Genomic DNA, 19563 nt, shown 5'->3' with positions numbered 1-19563 from the left:
CGCGGCCCCCGGTCGTGGCCTCAAGCACGGGTCAAGGGTTCGGAGTGCCGAATCGCCCCCTCGTTCTGGCCCGTCACGCATGGCTGCGGTAGCCTGAATCCGATCCGCCAGTGGCACACGTCGTGGTGGAAACCCTGCTGTCCGCTCGCGGAGCCGCCGAAATTGTCGGCCCTGCAGCCCTGAACTTGGAGAAGACATGACACTGAGCCTCAGCGAGGTGCGCGCAATCCGCTTCCCGATCGCCCGCCGCGGAACCGATGGTTATCGCGCTGGCGAGGTGGACGACTTCGTGGACAAGGTCGACCTCACGTTCACCTCGCTGCTCGAGGAGAACGAGCGCCTGAAGGCCCAGATGGAGGCGTTGAACAACGACTCCGCGAACGCGCCGCAGAACAGCCAGGCCGATGCCGAGCTGCGTCAGGAGGTCGAGCGGCTGCGCGCCGAACTGGCCGAGGCCCGTCAGCAGCAGGCCGCCGCGCCGGGTGTCGCCGCCGATGATGCCGAGCTGCGCGCCGAGGTCGAGCGGTTGCGTGAGCGCGAGCGCCAGCTGGGCGGCGAGCTCGAGCAGGCCCGCCAGCAGACCAGTGTCCGCCCGGTAGCGGTCGCCTCGGGCAATGTCGAGCGCATCGAGGTCAGCACCTCTGAGCAGGCCAGCCCCGTGGTCATCCGACTTGTGCAGTTGGCGACCGAGCAGGCCGAGAACGTGGTGACCGAGGCCGAGGCCGAGGCCGAACGCAAGCGCCAGGAGGCCGAGCGCGTCGCCAAGGAGACCACCGACAGTGCCCGCGCCGAGGCCGAGCGCATCGAGAACGCTGCCAAGGAGCATGCCGACAAGCTGGCCCGTGAGGCCAAGGAGCGGGCCGACCAGGTCGACGTCGATGCCACCAACCGTCGTTCCGAACTGTTCTCGACCCTCGAGAAGGAGCGCGAAGAGTTCCAGGGCAAGGTCGACCGTCTGCGCGGCTTCGAGCAGGACTTCCGCTCCAAGCTCACCGGCTTCCTGCGTGGCCAGGCCGACGCCGTCGACAACGACCAGTTCGAGCCTGGCGACCTGCCGAACCTGCTGGGGGACGAGCGTGGCAAGTCGGCCACCCCGCGGCTCGACGCGCTGCTGGCGCACAAGAACTGAACAACGGTCCACACGCCGAGGGGCGCAGGTCTTGACGAAGACCTGCGCCCCTCGGGCGTTGCGTGGACCCGGCTGGTTACCGGTCCAGCACCTCGGGATTGACGACGTGCTGCGGCCGCCCACCGCGCGCCCATGCCGCGATGTCTGCCGCACCCAGGCGGGCCGCGATCCACGCCGCCGACTTGCTGGCCCCGGCCAGGTGCGGGGTCACCGTGATGTTCGGCGTGCGCAGCAGCCGGTGGTCCGGCGGCAGCGGCTCGGCCGGCAGCACATCGCAGCCGGCGGCGTACAGGTGGCCCGAGTCGAGCGCATCACACAGCGCGTCATAGTCGAGCAGCGATGGGCGGGCACAGTTGACCAACACTGAACCCCGGGGCATCAGCGCGATCTCGCGGGCGCCGATCAGGCCCACGTTCTCGTTGGTGGCCCGGGCATGGATGCTCACGACGGTGCTCTGGCGCAGCAGGTCGTCCAGCTCGTCGACCTGGGTGATGCCCTCGGGCAGTTGCTCGGACAGGTACGGGTCATAGACCAGCACCTGGGCGCCGATGGCCACCAGCACCTTCGCCACGCGCCGACCGATGGCGCCATACCCGACCAGCCCCACGGTCGAGCCGAACAGCTCGGGGCTGACGACGTCGTAGCGGTAGTAGTCGCCGCGCCACTGGCCGGCCTTCAGCTCGGCGTCACGCTGTGCCAGCTGGCGAGCTGCGGCCAGGATCATGGCCAGCGAGTGCTCGGTGGTGGCATTGGCATTGCGCCCCGGGGTGTTGCAGACGAGCACGCCCCGTTCGGTGGCGGCGGCGACGTCGGCATTCACCGGCCCACCGCGGCAGATCACCACCAGCTTCAGGTCCGGGCAGGCGTCCAACACCTTGCGGGTGACCGGCGCCGAGTGCGTGAACAGCACGTCGGCGCCCTGCAGTGCTGCGATCAGCTCGTCCTCGTCGCCATTGGCCTCGCGCACACCGCCGATGTCCTGCATCGGTGTCACCGGCCAGGAGTTCGCGGTCTGGATGGTCTCGGCGTCAATGTGCTGCTCGTCGATGGCCGTCTGCAGGATCTCGGGCAGGACGAAGCCGTCACCTTGCAACAGGATCTTCATGGTGTCTCCTTCTCACAGGTGTCAAGTTCTCTCAGGTCTCAAGGTTCAGTGGTGGTGCAGCTTCGCGAGCTCTTCGGGTGGGAAGACCGTGTCCTGGTCGCCCAGCAGCAGGGCGTGGTAGGTGAGCTTCGCCGCCTCTTCCATGTTCAGCGCCTTGCGGTATGCGGACTCGATGCTGTCACCCAGCGCGGCGATACCGTGGTTGCCCAGCACGACGACGTCATGGGTGCCGTCGCGCAGTTGGTCGGCGGCGGTCTCGGCGAGCTCGTCCGACCCGTTGGTGTAGTACTTCGTGTACCCGTAGCTGCCGACGTAGAACGCGTGGTCCTGGGTGATGAAGCGCACCTTGTGGCCGAGTGCGGTCAGCAGCAGCGTGAACTGCGGGTGGATGTGGATGATCGCCTGCGCATCGGGCCGGGCCTCATAGATCGAGGTGTGCAGCTTCCATTCACTGGACGGCGTGGGCCCCGAAACGGGGGTGCCGTCCGGCGACAGGATCGCGAACTGGTCGACGTCGAGCCGGTCGAGCCACGTGCCCTTGCCGCTGACTGCCACGGTGCCGTCCTCGAGGCGGTGCGACAGGTTGCCGCCCGAGGCCAGCACCAGCCCCTGCCGGACGGCATCACCGGCGACATGGACCAGCGAGGCGATGCGCTGCTGGTTACTGGTCTGCTGGTCGGTGCTCATGCCTGGTCCTGCTCGTCCGAGGCGGCCCGCAGGTCACGCATCGCCGGCCAGGCCGGGCGCAGCGCGTCGCGGCTGGTGCGGTAGACGTCGTAGGCCTTGCGGTAGACGTCGTGATTGGCGGGGTTCGGCTCGAATGACGAGGTCGAGGTGACCATCATCGAAGCGGCGTCCTTGACATCGGACGCGGCGCCACTGGCGACCAGGGCGAGCGTGGCGGCACCGCGGGCGCCGGCCTCCGGGGCGTCCTGGCGGATCACGCGCTGGCCGGTGGTGTCGGCGAGCATCTCGCAGATCAGGTCAGAGCGGAACCCGCCGCCCGAGACGACGAGGTCACCGTCGATCTTCAGCACCTCAGCGCACTCCACGAGCGAGAACGAGACGCCTTCGTAGACGCTGCGCAGGATCTGCGCAGGCTTGGTGCTGATGCTCATGCCGAGCCACGAGGCCGATGCACTGGGGTCGAGGAAGGGGGCACGCTCGCCGTCGGGGGAGGCGTAGGGCAGGTAGACGACGCCGCCGCTGCCGGGGCGCACCGAGCGGGCCTCGGTCTCGGCCACCGACCAGTCCTCGAAGCCGAGGGTGTTGCGGATCCAGTCGAGGTTGGGGGTGCCGGTCATCGGGGCCAGGAACTCGAGCACCTGCTTGTCGCGGCCGGTGGCCAGCACCATCGACAGCTCCGAGCGGCGCTCGTCGACCGAACCCAGCAGGGTGCCGATGAAGCCGGTGGTGCCCAGGATCAGCCAGGCGTCGCCATCGTCGATGGCGCCCAGCCCCGGGCCCGTGACGGCGACGTCGATCATGCCGACGGCCACGGGGATGCCGGCGGGCAGACCTGTGGCGGCCGCGGCCGCCTCGGACACGGTGCCCCCCGACGCCTCGGCGGGCAGCACCGTGGGCAGGGTGCCGAGCACCTTCTCGAGCCCAAGGTCGGCGGCCAGCTGGGCGTTGTGGCCCTCGCCGCTGTGCACGTCGAAGAACAGCCGCGACGCCTCGGTGTAGTCGGTGGCGAGTTCGCCGGTGAGCTGGTAGCGGATCCAGTCCTTGCAGTGGAACGTGGTGCCGATCGAGTCGAGGAAGCCCGGGTCCTGGTCGGCGAACTCAGAGAGAAGCACCGGTGCCAGTGCGGGGAAGATGGTCGTGCCGGTGACATCGAGCACCCGCCGGCCCTGGCCGCCATCCTGCCATTCCTGCACGCGCCTGCCGGCGCGGCCGTCCATCCAGATCGCGGCCTTCTGCAGCGGCTGCTGCTGCTTGTCGAGCAGCCAGGCGCCGTCGCCCTGGCCAGTCAGCCCGACGCCGATGACCTGCTCGTCGGCGAGCTGGCCGGTCACCTCGGTGAGGCATTCGCGCACGGCCTGCCAGATGGCGTTGAGGTCCTGTTCGGCCTCACCCTTCTTGCCGTACTCGACTGGCACACCGCGGTGGGCGGTGAGCAGGATCTCACCCTTGGTCGAGAAGACGACGGCCTTTACTGCCGTGGTGCCTGCGTCGACGCCGACAACAACCTTGTCCATGACGACTTCCTTGTCTGTGTTCTGGGACGTGATGCCAGCAACTGTACATCGGTTCGGTTAACATGTACACATGTTCAACAATGAACCACCTGCTGGGACGACGACCGCACCGGCCGACCGCACCCTGGTCGACGTCGCCCGGCTCTATTACGAGCACGGCCTGACCCACCAGCAGATCGCCGCCGAGCTCGGGTTGTCGCGGGTCAAGGTCACGCGGCTGCTCGCCCAGGCCAGGGCGACGGGTGTGGTCGAGATCTCGATCAATGGCCCGGACGAACCCTTCGCAGACCTGATCGCCCGCCTGCAGCAACGCTTCGGCCTTGACCGGGTGTGGGTGGCCCCGTCGCTGCCCGACCAGGACCAGGCCCAGCTCGCCATCGACCGCGGCGGCGCCGCGGCCATCGAGGCGGTGGTGGAGCACCGCGAGCTGGTCGGCATCGGGCTCTCGTCAACACTCGGGCGGGCCATCCAACTCGTGGCGCAGCGCGACCAGGCCCCCGAGGTGGCGGTGAGCTGCCTGCCCATGTCGGGTGGGTGGGGCGGTTGGCAGAAGGGCATCAACCCCGGCGAGCTGGCGCAGCGGCTGGCCCGTCGGCTCAATGGGCGCAGCTTCGGCTTCCCAGCACCCCTGCTCGCGCCGTCCGCCGAGTTCGCCCGGGTGCTGTCGTCGCTGCCCGAAGTGATCGATGCGCTCGACATGGCCTCGCGCGCCGACGCGCTGCTCTTCGGTGTCGGTGGGCTCGATTGGTCCACCAGTCAGCTGCGCGATTCGGTGAGCGAGGACGAACGCGCGCAGTTGCTCGAGCGCGGCGCCGTCGGCGACATCGCGGCGAGGTTCTTCGACGCCGATGGCCAACCTGTCGACAGCGATGTCGACCGCCGGGTCATCGGGCTCAGCCTGGCCGGCATGCGGCAGGTTCCCCAGCGGCTGCTGCTCGCCCACGGCCAGGGCAAGGTCGAAGCGCTGTACACCGCGTTGTCTGCGGGCATGGCGACCGGTCTGGTCACGGATTCCGCGACGGCGAGGGCGCTGTTGCGCTGAGCCTGCGGCGAAATTCTGATCCGGGCACTTGACACGTGGTGTATCTTGCATCCAAGTCACCCCCGGTGGGTGGCTTCGCCAGTCCACCATCCGAGGAGACCATTCAATGACCGCCACCAAGTCCGCCCAGGGACCCGACGGCGCGCTGCTGCCCGTGCGCGAAGGCGAAGACCCGTGGACGGCTGAGGAGGTCGCCGAGCTGCGCGCCGAACTCGTCAGCGAAGTCGAACGCATGACCAACGCCATCGCCGTGGTCGAGGCCGAGCTCGCCGAGCTGCTGGCCGACGGGTCCGATGGCGCCGGGCGCGACCCGGCTGACGTCGGTTCGTCCAACTTCGAACGCGACCAGGAGATGTCGCTGGCCTCGAACACCCGCGAAATGCTCGACCAGAACATCCATGCGCTGAAGATGCTGGATGCGGGCAAGTACGGCCTCTGCGAGAGCTGTGGCAGGCCGATCGGCAAGGCGCGGCTGCAGGCCTTCCCGCGCGCCACCATGTGCGTGCAGTGCAAGCAGCGCTCTGAGCGTCGCTGAACCGGTGACCGACGAACGCCTTGCCGCAGAACAGGTAGCCTCGGGGCCTGTGGACCCCGAGAAGCCCGAGACCCCCGAAGCCCCAGACAGCCCCGACGAAGCGGCACGTCCCCGCGCACAGCGCCGGGCCGTGGTCTGGGGTGCCCTGGTGGCCGTCTTCGTCGTGGGCTATGCCATCGACCAGGTCACCAAGGCGCTGGCCGTGCGCCATCTCGACCCCGCCGACCCGCCCAGCTACTTGGGTGGGCTGCTCACCCTGCGGCTGATCCGCAACCCCGGGGCGGCGTTCTCGATGGGCGCGGCGTTCACCGAGGTGCTCTCGGTGCTCGCGATCGCCGCGCTCGTGTTCTGCGCTGTCTGGCTGGCCCCCCGGGTCAGGACCGTTGCCCAGGGGGCCGTGCTGGGCCTGGCCATGGCAGGCATCGCGGGCAACCTGACCGACCGGCTGCTGCGTGCCCCCGGGCCGCTGCGCGGCCACGTCATCGATTTCTTCTCGGTACCCAACTTCGCCATCTTCAACGTGGCCGACATCTGCCTGACGACGGCAGCGGGCATCGTCATCATCTGGTCACTGCTCGAGGGGCGCCGTGAAAAGGCCGCCCGGACCCCGGGGGCCTGACGGGTGGCTGTCTTCCTGGTGCCCGACGAGCTGGCCGGTGACCGTGTGGACGCCGCAGCCGCCCGCATCACGGGACTGTCCCGCAGCCGCATCGCCGAGCTGATCGAGGCGGGCGGGGTGGCGTTGGGCGGGGTCACCGTCGACAAGACGTCGACCCGCGTCGAGGCCGGTGCCATGCTCGAGGTCGACCTCGACCAGCCCGCACGCACGGCGCAGGTCGTGCCGCAGGTCGTCGAGGGCGTGCGCATCGTCCATGACGACCCCGACATCGTGGTGGTCGACAAGCCGGTGGGGGTGGCAGCGCACCCCTCGGTGGGCTGGGACGGGCCCAGCGTGGTTGAACACCTTGCCGGGGCAGGATTCCGCATCACCACCTCGGGGGTGCCCGAACGGCAGGGCATCGTGCAGCGGCTCGACGTCGGCACGTCGGGGCTGATGGTCGTGGCCAAGTCGGAACACGCCTACACCGTGCTGAAGCAGGCGTTCCGCGACCGGACGGTCGACAAGACCTACCACGCCCTCGTCCAGGGGCATCCCGACCCGTTCGACGGCACGATTGACGCACCCATCGCCCGCCACCCCGGCTCGGACTGGAAGATGGCGATCGTCGCCGGTGGGCGCCACTCCGTGACCCACTACGAGACCATCGAGGCGTTCGTGGCGGCCACGCTGCTGCGCATCCACCTCGAAACCGGTCGCACGCACCAGATCCGGGTGCACATGGCGGCGATCAAGCACCCGTGCGTGGGCGACCCGCTGTACGGCAGCGACCCGGTGCTGGCGGCGAAACTGGGCCTGGCACGCCAGTGGCTGCACGCCACCGAACTCGGCTTCGTGCACCCGGCCACGGGGGAGTATGTCACCTTCACCTCGCCGTATCCGGACGACCTACAACGTGCACTGGACATCGTGCGCGCATGGTGATGTGTGCCCCGCGGCGTCATCAGCCCGGGTGATCGACTAGGGTTTGCCACGTGCGTAGAGCAAAGATTGTGTGCACGCTGGGGCCTGCGGTTGAGAGCCCTGAGCGTATGGAAGGAATCATCAACGCGGGCATGAACGTTGCCCGCCTGAACATGAGCCATGGCGACTACAGCGAGCATGCCAACCGCTACCAGCTCGTGCGTGACACCGCCAAGAAGCTCGGCAAGCGGGTGGCGATCCTCGCCGACCTGCAGGGCCCCAAGATTCGCCTGGGCAAGTTTGCCGGCGGTGAGAAGCACTTCCTCGAGGTGGGCCAGGAGTTCACCATCACCATCGACGACATCGAGGGCACGGCCGAGCGCTGCTCGACCACCTTCAAGGGCCTGCCGGCCGATGTCGCGATCGGCGACAAGCTGCTGATCGATGATGGCAAGGTCATGCTCGAGGCCATCGAGGTCACCGCGACCGACGTCAGGACCAAGACCGTCGTCCCCGGCTATGTGAGCAACAACAAGGGCATCAACCTGCCCGGCGTGGCCGTGAACGTGCCCGCCATGAGCGAGAAGGACGAAGCCGACCTGCGGTGGGCGCTGAAGCAGGGCGTCGACATGATCGCGCTGTCGTTCGTCCGCAACGGCTCGGACATCGACCGCGCCCACGAGATCATGGACGAAGAGGGCGTGCGCCTTCCCGTCATCGCGAAGCTCGAGAAGCCCCAGGCGATCGAGAACATGCAGGACATCATCGACAAGTTCGACGCCGTGATGGTGGCCCGTGGCGACCTGGGTGTCGAACTGCCGCTCGAATCGGTGCCGATTGCGCAGAAGCGCATCGTCGAGGCAGCCCGCATCTGGGCCAAGCCCGTCATCGTGGCCACCCAGATGCTCGAGTCGATGGCCAGCAACCCGCGCCCGACCCGTGCAGAGGCCTCGGACGTCGCCAACGCCGTCATCGACGGCACCGACGCGGTCATGCTGTCGGGCGAGACCTCGGTGGGCGACTACCCGGTCGAAACCGTCACCACCATGGCGCAGATCGTCACCAATGTCGAGGAACACGGCATCGACCGCATCCAGCGCATCGACTGGCAGCCGCACACCACCAGCGGCATCATGGCGAAGTCGGCCGCCGAGGCTGCTGCGCGACTCGAGGCCAAGTACCTGGTCGCGTTCACCCACTCGGGCGACACTGCCCGTCGGCTGTCGCGCCTGCGCCCGACCACGCCGATGCTGGCCTTCACCCCGCGTGAGTCGACCGCCCAGCAGCTGTCGCTGTCGTGGGGCTTCCAGTCGTACGTGACCGACGAGTACACGGTCTTCAACGAGATGCTCGCCGCGGTCCAGCAGATCATGTTGGACGAGGGCCTCGTGCAGACCGGCGACAAGATCGTCGTCGTCTACGGCTCGCCGATGGGCAGCGCCGGCCGCACGAACGCGATCCGCGTGCACAAGATCGGTGACGCGCTCAGCTGACCCAGCGCAGCGTCGCCACACGGTCGAAGGCCGGGCCCCCGCGTGGGGGTCCGGCCTTCGTGTGTGGTGCCCGGGAGGGGAGTCGAACCCCTAAGGCCTTTCAGCCAGACGGGTTTGAGCCGTCCGCGTATACCATTCCGCCACCCGGGCAGGGGGCTTGGCCGTTCAAGGCGTAGTCATTCTGCCACAGAACCGCATTGCCTTCGTCCTCGCCGCCGTTGGCCACCACATGCCCGCCCGCGCAGCGCTAGTATCGAGCCACCCGGGCTGACCGGGGCCGCCTGCTTCTGGCACACTGTCGGGTGCCCTTGTTGGGCCCATCACTTCGTAGGAGTCACCGTGTCCGCTTCCTCCCCCTCAGATCAGTCCCAGCCTGCGCAGCCACAAGAGGCTCGCGGCGGACGGCCCCGTGTGCTGGTGGCCGAGGACGAGGCACTGATCCGCATGGACCTGGTCGAGCTGCTCGAAGAAGAGGGCTACGAGGTGATCGGCCAGGCCGGTGACGGCGAGCAGGCGCTCGCCATGGCGCGCGAACTCGAACCCGACCTGGTCGTCATGGACGTGAAGATGCCCAAGATGGACGGCATTACCGCCGCCGAGCACATCGCCGAGGAGCGCATCTGCCCCGTCGTCATGCTGACCGCGTTCAGCCAGCGCGACCTGGTCGAGCGTGCGCGCGAGGCCGGCGCCATGGCCTACGTCGTCAAACCCTTCGACGCCTCTGACGTCGTGCCCGCCATCGAGATCGCGATCGGTCGTTTCCAGGAGATCCGGGCCCTCGAGGACGAGGTTGGCGACCTGGAGGACCGGCTGAGCTCACGCAAGGCCGTCGACCAGGCCAAGGGACTGCTGCAGCAGGGCCTGGGGCTGACCGAGCAGGAGGCCTTCCGATGGATCCAGAAGACTGCCATGGACCTGCGCAAGTCGATGCGTGAGGTGGCCGACGGCGTCATCGAGCACGCACGTCAGGGCAAGAAGCTCGGCTGAGCCAGCCTGTCCCAGGGCCTCAGTCCTCTGTGATGTTGATCAGGTGGCAGGTGAGCCGCCCGCTGCCGATCAGCCGTCGCCGGTCGTCGTACAGGTGCACCTGGTAGGTCACCAGCGACCGGCCCAGGTGCAGCGGCGTGGCATAACCGGTGACGTGGCCGTGCCGCACCGACCGGTGGTGGGTGGCGGTCAGGTCGACGCCGACCGCGCCCTTGCCGAACTCGCGGCCATAGGCGTTCGCGGCGAATGAGGCCAAGGTCTCGATGACGACCCCGGAAGCGCCGCCGTGCCACAGCCCGAACGGCTGGGTGTTGCCCTCGACGGGGTAGCGGCCGACGCATCGTTGCGCCGTCAGCTCGGCAATCTGCAGGCCCATGCGGTCGTCCAGTGCCGACGACATCGCCCACGCCCATTCGGGCATGCGCTGCTCGTGCGGCAGGTCGAAGACGGACGGGTCGACTGGCTGGTCTGGTGCGAGCATGGCGGCCACTCTATCGACGCTCGACTAAGGTTCGTGGGGTGACTTCGACGACTGCTGCCACCGACGCCCCCGCACGACCCCGACTGCTGTTGGTGGACGGTCACTCGGTGGCCTACCGCGCATTCTTCGCCCTGCCCGTCGAGAACTTCTCGACGAGCACGGGGCAGCACACCAACGCCGTCTACGGCTTCACCTCGATGCTCATCAACGTGCTGCGCGACGAGGCCCCGACCCACGTGGCGGTGGCATTCGACGTGTCGCGCCAGACGTTCCGCACGGCCGAGTACACCGAGTACAAGGCCAACCGCTCCAAGAGCCCGGACGAGTTCAAGGGCCAGGTGCAGCTGATCAAAGAGGTGCTTGATGCACTGAACATCACCCACCTCGAGGTCGACGGGTTCGAGGCGGACGACGTCATCGCCACGCTGGCGACCGGTATGGGCGACGACGTTGACGTGCTCATCTGCACCGGCGACCGCGATTCGATGCAATTGGTGAACGACCACGTCACGGTGCTGTACCCGCTGAAGGGGGTCTCGGACCTGGCGCGGCTCACGCCCGAGAAGGTCGAGGAACGCTATCTGGTCGCTCCCCAGCGCTACCCGGAACTGGCCGCACTGGTCGGTGAGACCAGCGACAACCTGCCCGGTGTGCCCGGCGTGGGACCGAAGACGGCCGCCAAGTGGCTCGACCAGTTCGACGGCCTCGACAACCTGATCGCCAGGGCCGACCAGGTCAAGGGCAAGGCCGGTGAGAGCCTGCGCGCCCACCTGGACGATGTCGTGCGCAACCGCAGGCTCAATGCACTGGTGCGCGACCTCGACCTGAACGTGGGACTGGACGACCTCGCCAAGCAGGACTGGGACCGCGAGGCCGTGCACACGCTGTTCGACGGGCTGGAGTTCCGGGTGCTGCGCGACCGCTTGATCGAACAGTTGCCGAACGCGCCGATTGAGGCCGAGGGTGGCTTCGCCGTGGCCGGTGAGCTGCTCGGCCCCGGCGAGCTGGGGGCCTGGCTCGACGCCCACGGGCACGGCGAGCTGACCGGTGTCGACGTCACCGGGCAGTGGGGCGGCGGCACGGGTGACATCGAGGCGATCGCGCTGGCCGCCAGCGATGGTGCCGCGGTGTGGTTCGCGACCGCCGAGCTGACCCCTGAGGACGACCGCGCCCTGGCCGGGTGGTTGGCGGACGAGGCCGCGGCCAAGACACTGCACGACGCCAAGGGGCCGCTGCTGGCGGTGTGGGCCCGCGGCTGGGACCTGCGCGGGGTCACGTGCGACACGCTGCTGGCGGCCTACCTGTACCGCCCTGACCAGCGCACCTATGACCTTGGCGACCTGGCGCTGCGTCACCTCAAGCGTGAACTGCGCGCGGACTCGTCCGAGGATGGTGGCGAGCCCCAGGAAGCGTTGTTCGACGAACCGGGCAGCAACGAGGCCCTGGCCGAGGCGTCGATGCTGCGCGCGCGGGCCGTGATCGACCTGGCGCAGGCGCTGGTGGCCGAGCTGGACGCTACTGAGCAGACGCGGCTGATGACCGACGTCGAACTGCCCCTGCAGCGCATCCTGGCGCGGATGGAACAGCAGGGCATCGCCGTCGACGTCGGCCTGTTCGAAGGGTTGCGCGCGGAGTTCGATGCCCAGGTCGAGACGGCCCAGGGCGACGCCTGGGCGGTCATCGGGCACGAGATCAACCTGGGTTCGCCGAAGCAGCTGCAGACGGTGCTGTTCGACGAGCTCGACATGCCGAAGACCCGCAAGACGAAGTCGGGGTACACGACCGACGCGGATGCGCTCGAGGGGCTGTACGCGAAGACCGAGCACCCCTTCCTGGCGCACCTGCTGGCGCACCGTGACTGGATCCGGCTGCGCCAGACCGTCGACGGGCTGCTGAAGACGGTGGGGGACGACGGTCGCATCCACACGACGTATTCGCAGGTGACCGCGGCCACCGGACGGCTCTCGTCGACCGACCCGAACCTGCAGAACATCCCGATCCGTACCGAGTCTGGACGTCGTATTCGTGAGGGGTTCATCGTGGGGCCCGGCCATGAGTCGCTGCTGACGGCCGACTATTCCCAGATCGAGATGCGCATCATGGCGCACGCGTCGGACGACGACCTGTTGATCGAGGCATTCCGCAGTGGGGTCGACTTCCACACGCAGATGGCGGCGACGGTCTTCCACGTCGAACCCGGCGCGGTGACGGGTGAGCAGCGGGCGAAGATCAAGGCGATGAACTACGGGCTGGCCTATGGCCTGTCGGCGTTCGGGCTGTCGAACCAGCTCGGCATCTCGGTGGCCGAGGCCAAAGAGCTGATGGAAGGCTATTTCGAGCGGTTCGGCGAGGTGCGCGACTACCTGCAGAACGTGGTCGGTGCTGCCCGCAAGTCGGGCTACACCGCGACGATCCTGGGCCGGCGGCGCTACCTGCCCGACCTCGGTTCATCGAACCGCCAGCGCCGCGAGATGGCCGAGCGGATGGCGCTGAATGCGCCCATCCAGGGTTCGGCCGCCGACATCATCAAGATGGCGATGATCAAATTGGATGCCGGGCTGCGTGCCGGCGGGTTCGCCAGCCGGATGCTGCTGCAGGTGCATGACGAACTGGTGCTCGAGGTGGCCCGGGGAGAGGCCCAGCAGGTCGAGGCGCTGGTGCGCGAGGCCATGGGCTCGGCGGTCGAGCTGAAGGTGCCGCTGGATGTCTCGACGGGTGTCGGGCACAGCTGGCACGAAGCGGCCCACTGAGGTTCTGGACGGGCGACTGCTGGTAACGCGCCGCGCTGCTGCTTCGTCCGGGGCTGGGAACCAGAAGAACTCGTGCTGGTGCGAGTTTTTCGCCGGGTTCGGGTGGGGTGTGCCCGAGAAAGTCGTCAGCGGGTGGGTTTATCTGGCCCGGTCTGGGCGCTGGGGTGACCTGGCCGGATCCTGCGGACGTGGCACGGGCGTCACTTGTGCAGCCGGTTCGGCCGGTTCCGGTGGCGGACGTGGCGCGGGTGCCATTTGTGCAGGTTCGTGGACGAGCACCTGCTGGTGAACTGCCCGCGCCCAGCCTCGTCCGAGGCCGGGAAGGCCCCGGCAGGCCGTCACTGCATGGGGATGTAGGGCATCAGTACCGCGATCCAGAAGATGAAGCTGATCACCGGTGCCGCGAAGCCGATGGCAATGGCCCAGCCGGCGAATGCCTTGCTGGCGGTGGCCTTGCCCAGCGCGACGAAGCCCATGATCAACCCGGTGATGCCCAGGATCGTGGGCAGGCCCTGGGCCATCACCAACAGGCCGGCCCTGGTGACCTCGTCCTCAAGGCCGGGCGGCACCGTGTTCGGGTCGAAGTCGGTGGTGCCCAGGCCCTCGAACAGGGTGCCGTAGGCCTGGCCGCAGAAGTAGCTGATGACCATCGAGATGACCAGGGCCAGCAGGGTCAGGATGAACGCGGTGCGTCCCAGCGTGCTCGGCTGCTCGGGGGCCATCGCGTAGTACCCGCCCGCAGCGGGCTGGTAGCCGCCATGGGCAGGGTAGGACTGCATGGCCTGGGGCTGCTGGGGCTGGCCCGGGTACTGCTGGTCCCATGACTGGGCGGGCTGGTCCCATGACTGGGCGGGCTGCTCCCATGACTGGGCGGGCTGCTCCCACGACTGGGCGGGCTGGCCCCACGATGAGTTGCCATTGCCCTGGCCGACATTGCCCTGGCCGGCGTTGCCAGGGTTGTTGTTGGCTTCCCACGGGCTGGAGTTCTCACCTGCGTCCCAGGATGAATTGTTGTTGCGGCCCCACGGGTTGTCCTGGTTGCTCATCGCGTCCCTCTCATTGTTGCTGCCAGTCTACGGGGCGCTGGTGGCGCCTGATTCGTCGAGGCCACTGCGCTAGCGTGGTCGGCGTCCAACGCACACAGCCACGGGAGGTAACCGGTGTCGGTCGCACCTGACCAGCAGCCAGACGTGCTGCCGCGGGCACAGGCGTGGGCACGCACGCACCACGGCCACGGTGACGAGCGGCAGGTGCTGGCCCACGCCGATACCCATGCCCGCTTCGCCGAGACCCACCAACCGTGGACGCGCGAACGCCGCGAAGAGGCTGAGGCTGCGCTGCTGCGCCCGGGGGCCACGCTGTCGCGGGGCGCCGGCAACAGGGCCGTCGAAGAGGCCCCGGACCCCCTGCGGACCTGCTTCGAGCGTGACCACGACCGCATCGTCCATTCGACTGCTTTCCGCCGACTGGCCGGCAAGACCCAGGTCGTGGTGTTCCCCAGCGACCACCAGCGCACCCGGTTGACGCATGCGCTCGAGGTGGCGCAGGTGGCCACCTCGATCGCCCGCGGCATCGGCGCGAACGATGTGCTCGCCGATGCCATGGCGCTGGGTCACGACTGTGGCCACGGGCCCGGGGGACATGCCTCGGAGGACGCCTTCGACCTGTACCTGCCCGAGGGGTATGACCACGGCCCGTGGGGGGCCGATGTGGTGCTGCGTGGGCTGAACCTGTGCGCCGAGACCCTGGACGGCATCCGCAACCACTCGTGGTCCCGTCCGGCGCCGGGCACCATCGAGGGCGAGATCTGCTCGTGGTCTGACCGGATCGCCTACTGCGCCCATGACCTCGAAGACGCGATCCACGCGGGGATCGTCCGCGAGCAGGATGTGCCGCGCGGGATCGCCGAGGTGGTGGGCACGACACGGCGCAGCCAGTTGTCGGCGTTCATCCGGGCCGTGGTGCACACGACGTGCGAGACGGGGCAGGTCGGCATGGACCCCGACACCGCCGGTGCCCTGGCCGCGCTGCGGGCGTTCAACTACGAGCGCATCTACACCCGTCCTGAGTCGTTGGCCCAGTCGAAGGCGGTGGTCGAGGTGCTGCGCGCCCTGGTCGAGCACTATGCCGAGCACCCTGACGACATGCCCGCCGACTACCGGGAGGGCGACGAACCGGTGCGACTGGCCGTCACGTATGTCGGCGGCATGACCGACCGCTACGCCTTCGACCAGGCGACCGACCTGATGGGTTGGGACACGGCCCGACTGCCGCGCGGCATCGGACGCTGACCGCGACGCGGCGGCTGGCTCAGGGCCGCAGCCGTTGCTTCAGGTCCGCCGGCAACAACTTCGCGCGCAGGATCAACTCGTGTGCCGTCGCCACCGTGAGCACCTGACCGGTCATGATCCCGACCAGCACCAACAACTGCGCCGCGCCGGCCTGCAGCGGTGACCCGCCGCCCAACAGCACGCCGATGAACGCGCCGGGCAGTGTCACCAGCCCGACCGTCCGGGTGTTGTCGATGGTGGGCACCAGCGCCTCGGCCACCTGCCGCGAGGTGACCAGGCTGATCGCGTCGCGCCGCATGAGCCCGATCGAGAGCCCGGCCTCATAGGTGCCGATGTTGTCGCGCAGCGCCGGGAACAGCCGTCGTCCGGTCAGCGTGTGCGCGCTCATCATGTTGCCGGTGATGATGCCCGCGATCGGGATGATCGAGACCCCCTCGAACGGTGCCACCCGTAGTCCGAAGATGATGGCCAGCACCGGCACGATGCCCGCCGCCATCGCCAGCGCCGCCCAGGGCCACGAGCCGCGCACGTCGGTGCGCTTGCACGTCGTGTAGACGCCGATCGTGAACATCAGCGCCACGAACAGCAGCGACGACCACACCTGGGCGATGGCCGCGACAATGATGCCCGAGACGAGCGCCAGTTGCAGGGCCGCCCGCACCGCCGCGACGATGATGCCGCGCTGCTGCCCGAACCCGGCCCGCCACGACACGAGCACCGCCAGGGCAACCAGGGCCACCAGGGCTGCGGCCAACTGCCAGCTCGGGTCAACACTCACAGGGTCATCATGTCGCATGGCGGCTACCATTCATCCCATGGCTGGGCGCATCAACGACGAGGACATCGCACTGGTCCGCGAACGGGTGCGCATCGACGAGGTCATCTCTGATCATGTCGCGCTGCGCAACGCGGGCGGCGGCTCACTGAAGGGGTTGTGCCCCTTCCATGACGAGAAGACCCCGAGCTTCCACGTCACCCCGTCACGCGGCTTCTACCACTGCTTCGGCTGTGGCGAGGGCGGCGACGCCATCACCTTCGTGCAGAAGATCAACAACCTCACCTTCACCGAGGCCGTCCAGTTCCTGGCCGACAGGACAGGCGTGCAATTGCGCATCGTCGAGGACGGCGGCGTGGGCCGACCGGGGCTGCCGCCGGGGCAGCGCGTGCGCATCCTCGAGGCCAACGCGGCGGCGTCCGAGTTCTTCGCGGCACAGTTGACCAGCCCGGACGCGCTCACGGCGCGGCAGTTCCTCGACGGCCGCGGGTTCGACCGCGACGCGGCCGCGCACTTCGGCGTCGGCTACGCCCCCCGCGGGGGCCGCGACCTGCGCCACCACCTCAACGGGTTGGGCTTCAGTGACCAGGTGCTCATCGCCGCCGGGCTGGTGCGTGAGGGCGGCTGGGACTTCTTCCGCGGCCGGTTGCTGTGGCCGATCCGCGACTCCGGCTCGTCCACACTCGGGTTCGGCGGCAGGCGGTTGTTCGAGGACGACCGGATCCCGGCCAAGTACATCAACACCCCCGAGACCCCCGTCTACAAGAAGTCGCATGTGCTGTACGGCCTCGACCTGGCCCGGCAGAACATCGGCAAGAAGCACCAGGCCGTGGTCGTCGAGGGCTACACCGACGTGATGGCCGCCCACCTGGCCGGCGTCGACACGGCGGTGGCGTCCTGTGGCACGGCCTTCGGTGATGACCACGGGCGGCTGCTGCAGCGGCTGATGGGCAACAACGACGCCTTCAACGGCGAGGTGGTCTTCACCTTCGACGGCGACGCCGCCGGGCAGAAGGCCGCGCTCAAGGTGTTCAACGGCGACCGCAACTTCATTGCCCAGACCTATGTGGCCGTCGAACCCCATGGCCTCGACCCGTGCGACCTGCGCATCGAGCACGGCGATGCGGCCGTGCGTGAACTGGTCGCTCGGCGCGTGCCGCTGTACCGGTTCGTCATGTCCAACACGATCAGCGGGTTCGACCTCGACCGGGCCGACGGTCGCCTCGCTGCGCTGCGGGCGGCGGCACCGCTGGTCAGCAGCATCCGTGACGCGTCGCTGGTCAACGGCTATGCCCGCGAGCTGTCGACCATGATCGGCATCGACCTCGACGAGGTGCGCCGCGAACTGGCCCGTGCCGCCCGCCGGCAGGGGACGACGCCGCAGCCCACGCACCCGCGGCACGACGCCGAACCGCCGACGGACGACCCGGGCACGCCAGCACTGGTGAGCGCCGTGCCGATGCCTCGCGCCGACGACCGCGCGCTCGAGGTCGAGCGGGGCACGCTGAAGCTCATGCTGGCGCATCCGCTGCTGTTCGACGACGCATGGAACGGGGTGGTCGCCGACCATTTCACCCAGCCGGCCTACCGCATGATCGCCGAGGCCGTCACCCGGGCGCCGTACTCGGGGGAACGCTGGACCGACGAACTGCTGGACCGCATCGACGACGACCAGGTCTCGGCGCTGGTGGTCGAACTGCTGGTCGAGCCGTTGCCCGTGCCCCCGGATGAGGAGTACGCGATGAGCTACTCGGCGCGCCTGGTGCTGCTGGCGATCACCCGCCAGATCAACGACCTGAAGTCGCGGCTGCAGCGCACCAACCCCATCGAACAGGGCACCGAACACCGGCGAATGTTCGCCGAACTGCTCAGCCTCGAATCCCGGCGCAAGCACCTGCAGGCGCTGGCCTGACCTGCCGGGCCGGACAGCAGCCTGTGGACAAGTTGGTGTTGTCCGTCGCTTCCGCGGTGTGTCGTCCACAGGGCCGTCCGGGACGACCTCGCTGGCGGTGAAGCTGGCCCCATGCAGATCACTGAAGCGCCGCTCGATGCGCACACGGAATGGCGGCTGGCACGCACGGTCGAGGTGGGCCTGTTCGCCCAGCACCTGCTGCACACCGGTGCGTCGTCCGGGGGAGTGCGGTACCACGAAGCCGACCTGCAAGCCGTGGTCGACGAGGGCCGCGAGGCCTGGCAGCGGTTGTGGCTCGCCAACGCCGGCATGGTCAAGATGGTGGCCCGTCGCTATTCCCGAGGTGACCCAGCGCTGATGGATGACCTGGTGCAGGAGGGCTGGGTGGCGCTGGCCGAGGCCCTGATGCGCTACGACTACACCCGGGGTCTTCGGCTCTCGACGCATGCCTGGCACTGGCTGCGGCACGGCATGGCGGCGAGGATGCGCCAGCAGACCGGCTGGGAGAAGCGCACCCGGGGCCCGGTCGACCCCATCGATGAATCCGGGCAGCAGCAGCTTGCCCACAACGCCGACGGGGGCGACCTGCACGGCGTGCTGGCAGGGCTGACCACCCTCGAGCGCCGGGTGCTGCTGGCGCGGGCGCAGGGTCGCACCCTGGCGGCGATCGGTGCCGAGCTCGGCCTGACAGTGTCCAGCATCCGCCGGGTGAGCGCCCGGGCCAGCGCAAGGGCCCGCGAGGCCTACCTGCGTCACCCGCCGGCAGCCTGAGGGGCGAGAATAGGGGCATGCGATGGTCCAACCCCTTCTCATCCCGTGTCCCCCTTGACGAGCAGTTGGCGGCAGAGCTGCGCCGCGGACGCCCCGAAGCCGGACGGGTGCTGGCTGTCGGTGCCGGCACGGATGGGGTGGTGGTGGTCGCGACCCAGGAGTGCCTGGCCATTCATCGTCCGCACCCCACGGCCGACCAGCAGCGCTGGGAGTTCATCGGCTGGCACCTGATCTCGCGCGGCGGCTGGGACCGTGAGACGGGGCGCCTGCGCTGGACGTTCGTCGACCAGAGCTCCGGTTCGGTCGTGCTGACCCAGGCGGGTTCGGTACCTCCGGTGTTTCGCGACCGGGTGCAGGCATCGATCGTGGTCGAGCAGGTCTTCCCGGCCCCCGGCGGTGGGCATGTGGTCATCGCCGGACGACGCCAGCTCGCCAACCAGACCTCCGGTCTTGTCTGGCAGGTGACCACGATGGGCGCGGCACGGCTGAGCAACCCCGATGTCGCGGAATACGTGACGCTCAAGACTGCCCAACTGAAATCCGATTACGAACAGTGAGTCCCGGCGACC

At 68.7% G+C, this 19563-nt stretch carries 18 protein-coding genes and 1 tRNA gene; 12 read left to right on the top strand and 7 right to left on the bottom strand.

All coding sequences use genetic code 11. The features are described 5' to 3' along the window. Positions 1–196: 196 nt before the first annotated feature. A complete protein-coding gene (locus ACQCX5_RS03210; RefSeq protein WP_434540529.1) occupies positions 197–1129 on the top strand; it encodes a DivIVA domain-containing protein in 933 nt (310 codons plus the stop codon). 76 nt (positions 1130–1205) lie between these two features. Here the strand turns inward: ACQCX5_RS03210 and ACQCX5_RS03205 are convergent, their stop codons facing one another. The 3 genes from ACQCX5_RS03205 to ACQCX5_RS03195 are packed head-to-tail and all read right to left on the bottom strand — an operon-like array spanning position 1206 to position 4435. Then, positions 1206–2234: a 2-hydroxyacid dehydrogenase gene (locus ACQCX5_RS03205; protein ID WP_434540528.1), complete on the bottom strand. Its 1029-nt coding sequence runs from the start codon at positions 2232–2234 to the stop codon at positions 1206–1208. Between the two features lie 45 nt (positions 2235–2279). Continuing rightward, positions 2280–2921: a class II aldolase/adducin family protein gene (locus ACQCX5_RS03200; protein ID WP_434540527.1), complete on the bottom strand. Its 642-nt coding sequence runs from the start codon at positions 2919–2921 to the stop codon at positions 2280–2282. Further along, positions 2918–4435, bottom strand: coding sequence for an FGGY family carbohydrate kinase (locus ACQCX5_RS03195; protein WP_434540526.1), 1518 nt, complete (start codon positions 4433–4435; stop codon positions 2918–2920). The genes ACQCX5_RS03200 and ACQCX5_RS03195 overlap by 4 nt, the downstream gene beginning before the upstream one ends. Before the next feature lie 70 nt (positions 4436–4505). Between ACQCX5_RS03195 and ACQCX5_RS03190 the strand changes: the two genes are divergently transcribed. The 5 genes from ACQCX5_RS03190 (at position 4506) to pyk (ending at position 9027) form a co-directional block, all read left to right on the top strand. Beyond that, positions 4506–5477 carry a sugar-binding transcriptional regulator gene (locus tag ACQCX5_RS03190; protein WP_434540525.1) on the top strand — a complete coding sequence of 324 codons (972 nt, stop codon included), beginning with the start codon at positions 4506–4508 and terminating at the stop codon, positions 5475–5477. A gap of 106 nt (positions 5478–5583) precedes the next feature. Then, a complete protein-coding gene (locus tag ACQCX5_RS03185) occupies positions 5584–6012 on the top strand; it encodes a TraR/DksA family transcriptional regulator (protein ID WP_434540524.1) in 429 nt (142 codons plus the stop codon). A 130-nt stretch (positions 6013–6142) separates the two neighbouring features. Beyond that, positions 6143–6631, top strand: coding sequence for a signal peptidase II (locus tag ACQCX5_RS03180; RefSeq protein ID WP_434540721.1), 489 nt, complete (start codon positions 6143–6145; stop codon positions 6629–6631). Positions 6632–6634: 3 nt separating this feature from the next. Next, positions 6635–7555: an RluA family pseudouridine synthase gene (locus tag ACQCX5_RS03175; RefSeq protein ID WP_434540523.1), complete on the top strand. Its 921-nt coding sequence runs from the start codon at positions 6635–6637 to the stop codon at positions 7553–7555. 50 nt (positions 7556–7605) lie between these two features. Further along, entirely contained in the window at positions 7606–9027 is a 1422-nt protein-coding gene (pyk, locus tag ACQCX5_RS03170) for a pyruvate kinase (RefSeq protein WP_434540522.1), read from the top strand. Between the two features lie 64 nt (positions 9028–9091). Here pyk and ACQCX5_RS03165 read toward each other — a convergent pair. Next, a tRNA-Leu gene (locus tag ACQCX5_RS03165) sits at positions 9092–9177 on the bottom strand. 189 nt (positions 9178–9366) lie between these two features. On the opposite strand from ACQCX5_RS03165, the gene ACQCX5_RS03160 reads away from it, so the two are divergent. Further along, positions 9367–10014 (top strand): ANTAR domain-containing response regulator, encoded by a 648-nt coding sequence (locus ACQCX5_RS03160; RefSeq protein WP_434540521.1) that lies wholly within the window; start codon positions 9367–9369, stop codon positions 10012–10014. A gap of 19 nt (positions 10015–10033) precedes the next feature. Here ACQCX5_RS03160 and ACQCX5_RS03155 read toward each other — a convergent pair whose 3' ends face one another. Continuing rightward, positions 10034–10495 carry a hotdog fold thioesterase gene (locus tag ACQCX5_RS03155; protein WP_434540520.1) on the bottom strand — a complete coding sequence of 154 codons (462 nt, stop codon included), beginning with the start codon at positions 10493–10495 and terminating at the stop codon, positions 10034–10036. Positions 10496–10533: 38 nt separating this feature from the next. On the opposite strand from ACQCX5_RS03155, the gene polA reads away from it, so the two are divergent. Next, positions 10534–13245 (top strand): DNA polymerase I, encoded by a 2712-nt coding sequence (polA, locus tag ACQCX5_RS03150; protein WP_434540519.1) that lies wholly within the window; start codon positions 10534–10536, stop codon positions 13243–13245. A gap of 338 nt (positions 13246–13583) precedes the next feature. On the opposite strand, the gene ACQCX5_RS03145 is transcribed toward polA, so the two are convergent. Continuing rightward, a complete protein-coding gene (locus tag ACQCX5_RS03145; protein ID WP_434540518.1) occupies positions 13584–14291 on the bottom strand; it encodes a hypothetical protein in 708 nt (235 codons plus the stop codon). 204 nt (positions 14292–14495) lie between these two features. On the opposite strand from ACQCX5_RS03145, the gene ACQCX5_RS03140 reads away from it, so the two are divergent. Beyond that, on the top strand, positions 14496–15536 hold the full coding sequence (locus ACQCX5_RS03140) for an HD domain-containing protein (protein ID WP_434540720.1): 1041 nt from the start codon (positions 14496–14498) through the stop codon (positions 15534–15536). 19 nt (positions 15537–15555) lie between these two features. Here the strand turns inward: ACQCX5_RS03140 and ACQCX5_RS03135 are convergent, their stop codons facing one another. Further along, positions 15556–16332, bottom strand: coding sequence for an ABC transporter permease (locus tag ACQCX5_RS03135; protein ID WP_434540517.1), 777 nt, complete (start codon positions 16330–16332; stop codon positions 15556–15558). Positions 16333–16351: 19 nt separating this feature from the next. On the opposite strand from ACQCX5_RS03135, the gene dnaG reads away from it, so the two are divergent. The 3 genes from dnaG (at position 16352) to ACQCX5_RS03120 (ending at position 19551) form a co-directional block, all read left to right on the top strand. Then, entirely contained in the window at positions 16352–18223 is a 1872-nt protein-coding gene (dnaG, locus tag ACQCX5_RS03130; protein WP_434540516.1) for a DNA primase, read from the top strand. A gap of 111 nt (positions 18224–18334) precedes the next feature. Beyond that, on the top strand, positions 18335–18994 hold the full coding sequence (locus ACQCX5_RS03125) for a sigma-70 family RNA polymerase sigma factor (protein ID WP_434540515.1): 660 nt from the start codon (positions 18335–18337) through the stop codon (positions 18992–18994). A 17-nt stretch (positions 18995–19011) separates the two neighbouring features. Continuing rightward, positions 19012–19551, top strand: a complete 540-nt coding sequence (locus tag ACQCX5_RS03120) for a hypothetical protein (protein WP_434540514.1) — start codon at positions 19012–19014, stop codon at positions 19549–19551. Positions 19552–19563: the final 12 nt, after the last annotated feature.

Source organism: Aestuariimicrobium sp. G57 (assembly GCF_050110855.1).
Lineage (GTDB): Bacteria > Actinomycetota > Actinomycetes > Propionibacteriales > Propionibacteriaceae > Aestuariimicrobium.
Note: the sequence above shows the minus strand (reverse complement) of the source record. Positions and strands in the feature narration are given on the sequence as shown.

Excerpts from the sequence above, each read along its gene's own strand:
- ACQCX5_RS03210 (WP_434540529.1), top strand. The coding sequence starts at position 197 with ATGACACTGAGCCTCAGCGAGGTGCGCGCAATCCGCTTCCCGATCGCC.
- ACQCX5_RS03205 (WP_434540528.1), bottom strand. The coding sequence starts at position 2,234 with ATGAAGATCCTGTTGCAAGGTGACGGCTTCGTCCTGCCCGAGATCCTG.
- ACQCX5_RS03200 (WP_434540527.1), bottom strand. The coding sequence starts at position 2,921 with ATGAGCACCGACCAGCAGACCAGTAACCAGCAGCGCATCGCCTCGCTG.
- ACQCX5_RS03195 (WP_434540526.1), bottom strand. The coding sequence starts at position 4,435 with ATGGACAAGGTTGTTGTCGGCGTCGACGCAGGCACCACGGCAGTAAAG.
- ACQCX5_RS03190 (WP_434540525.1), top strand. The coding sequence starts at position 4,506 with ATGTTCAACAATGAACCACCTGCTGGGACGACGACCGCACCGGCCGAC.
- ACQCX5_RS03185 (WP_434540524.1), top strand. The coding sequence starts at position 5,584 with ATGACCGCCACCAAGTCCGCCCAGGGACCCGACGGCGCGCTGCTGCCC.
- ACQCX5_RS03155 (WP_434540520.1), bottom strand. The coding sequence starts at position 10,495 with ATGCTCGCACCAGACCAGCCAGTCGACCCGTCCGTCTTCGACCTGCCG.
- ACQCX5_RS03145 (WP_434540518.1), bottom strand. The coding sequence starts at position 14,291 with ATGAGCAACCAGGACAACCCGTGGGGCCGCAACAACAATTCATCCTGG.
- ACQCX5_RS03135 (WP_434540517.1), bottom strand. The coding sequence starts at position 16,332 with ATGCGACATGATGACCCTGTGAGTGTTGACCCGAGCTGGCAGTTGGCC.
- dnaG (WP_434540516.1), top strand. The coding sequence starts at position 16,352 with ATGGCTGGGCGCATCAACGACGAGGACATCGCACTGGTCCGCGAACGG.
- ACQCX5_RS03125 (WP_434540515.1), top strand. The coding sequence starts at position 18,335 with ATGCAGATCACTGAAGCGCCGCTCGATGCGCACACGGAATGGCGGCTG.
- ACQCX5_RS03120 (WP_434540514.1), top strand. The coding sequence starts at position 19,012 with ATGCGATGGTCCAACCCCTTCTCATCCCGTGTCCCCCTTGACGAGCAG.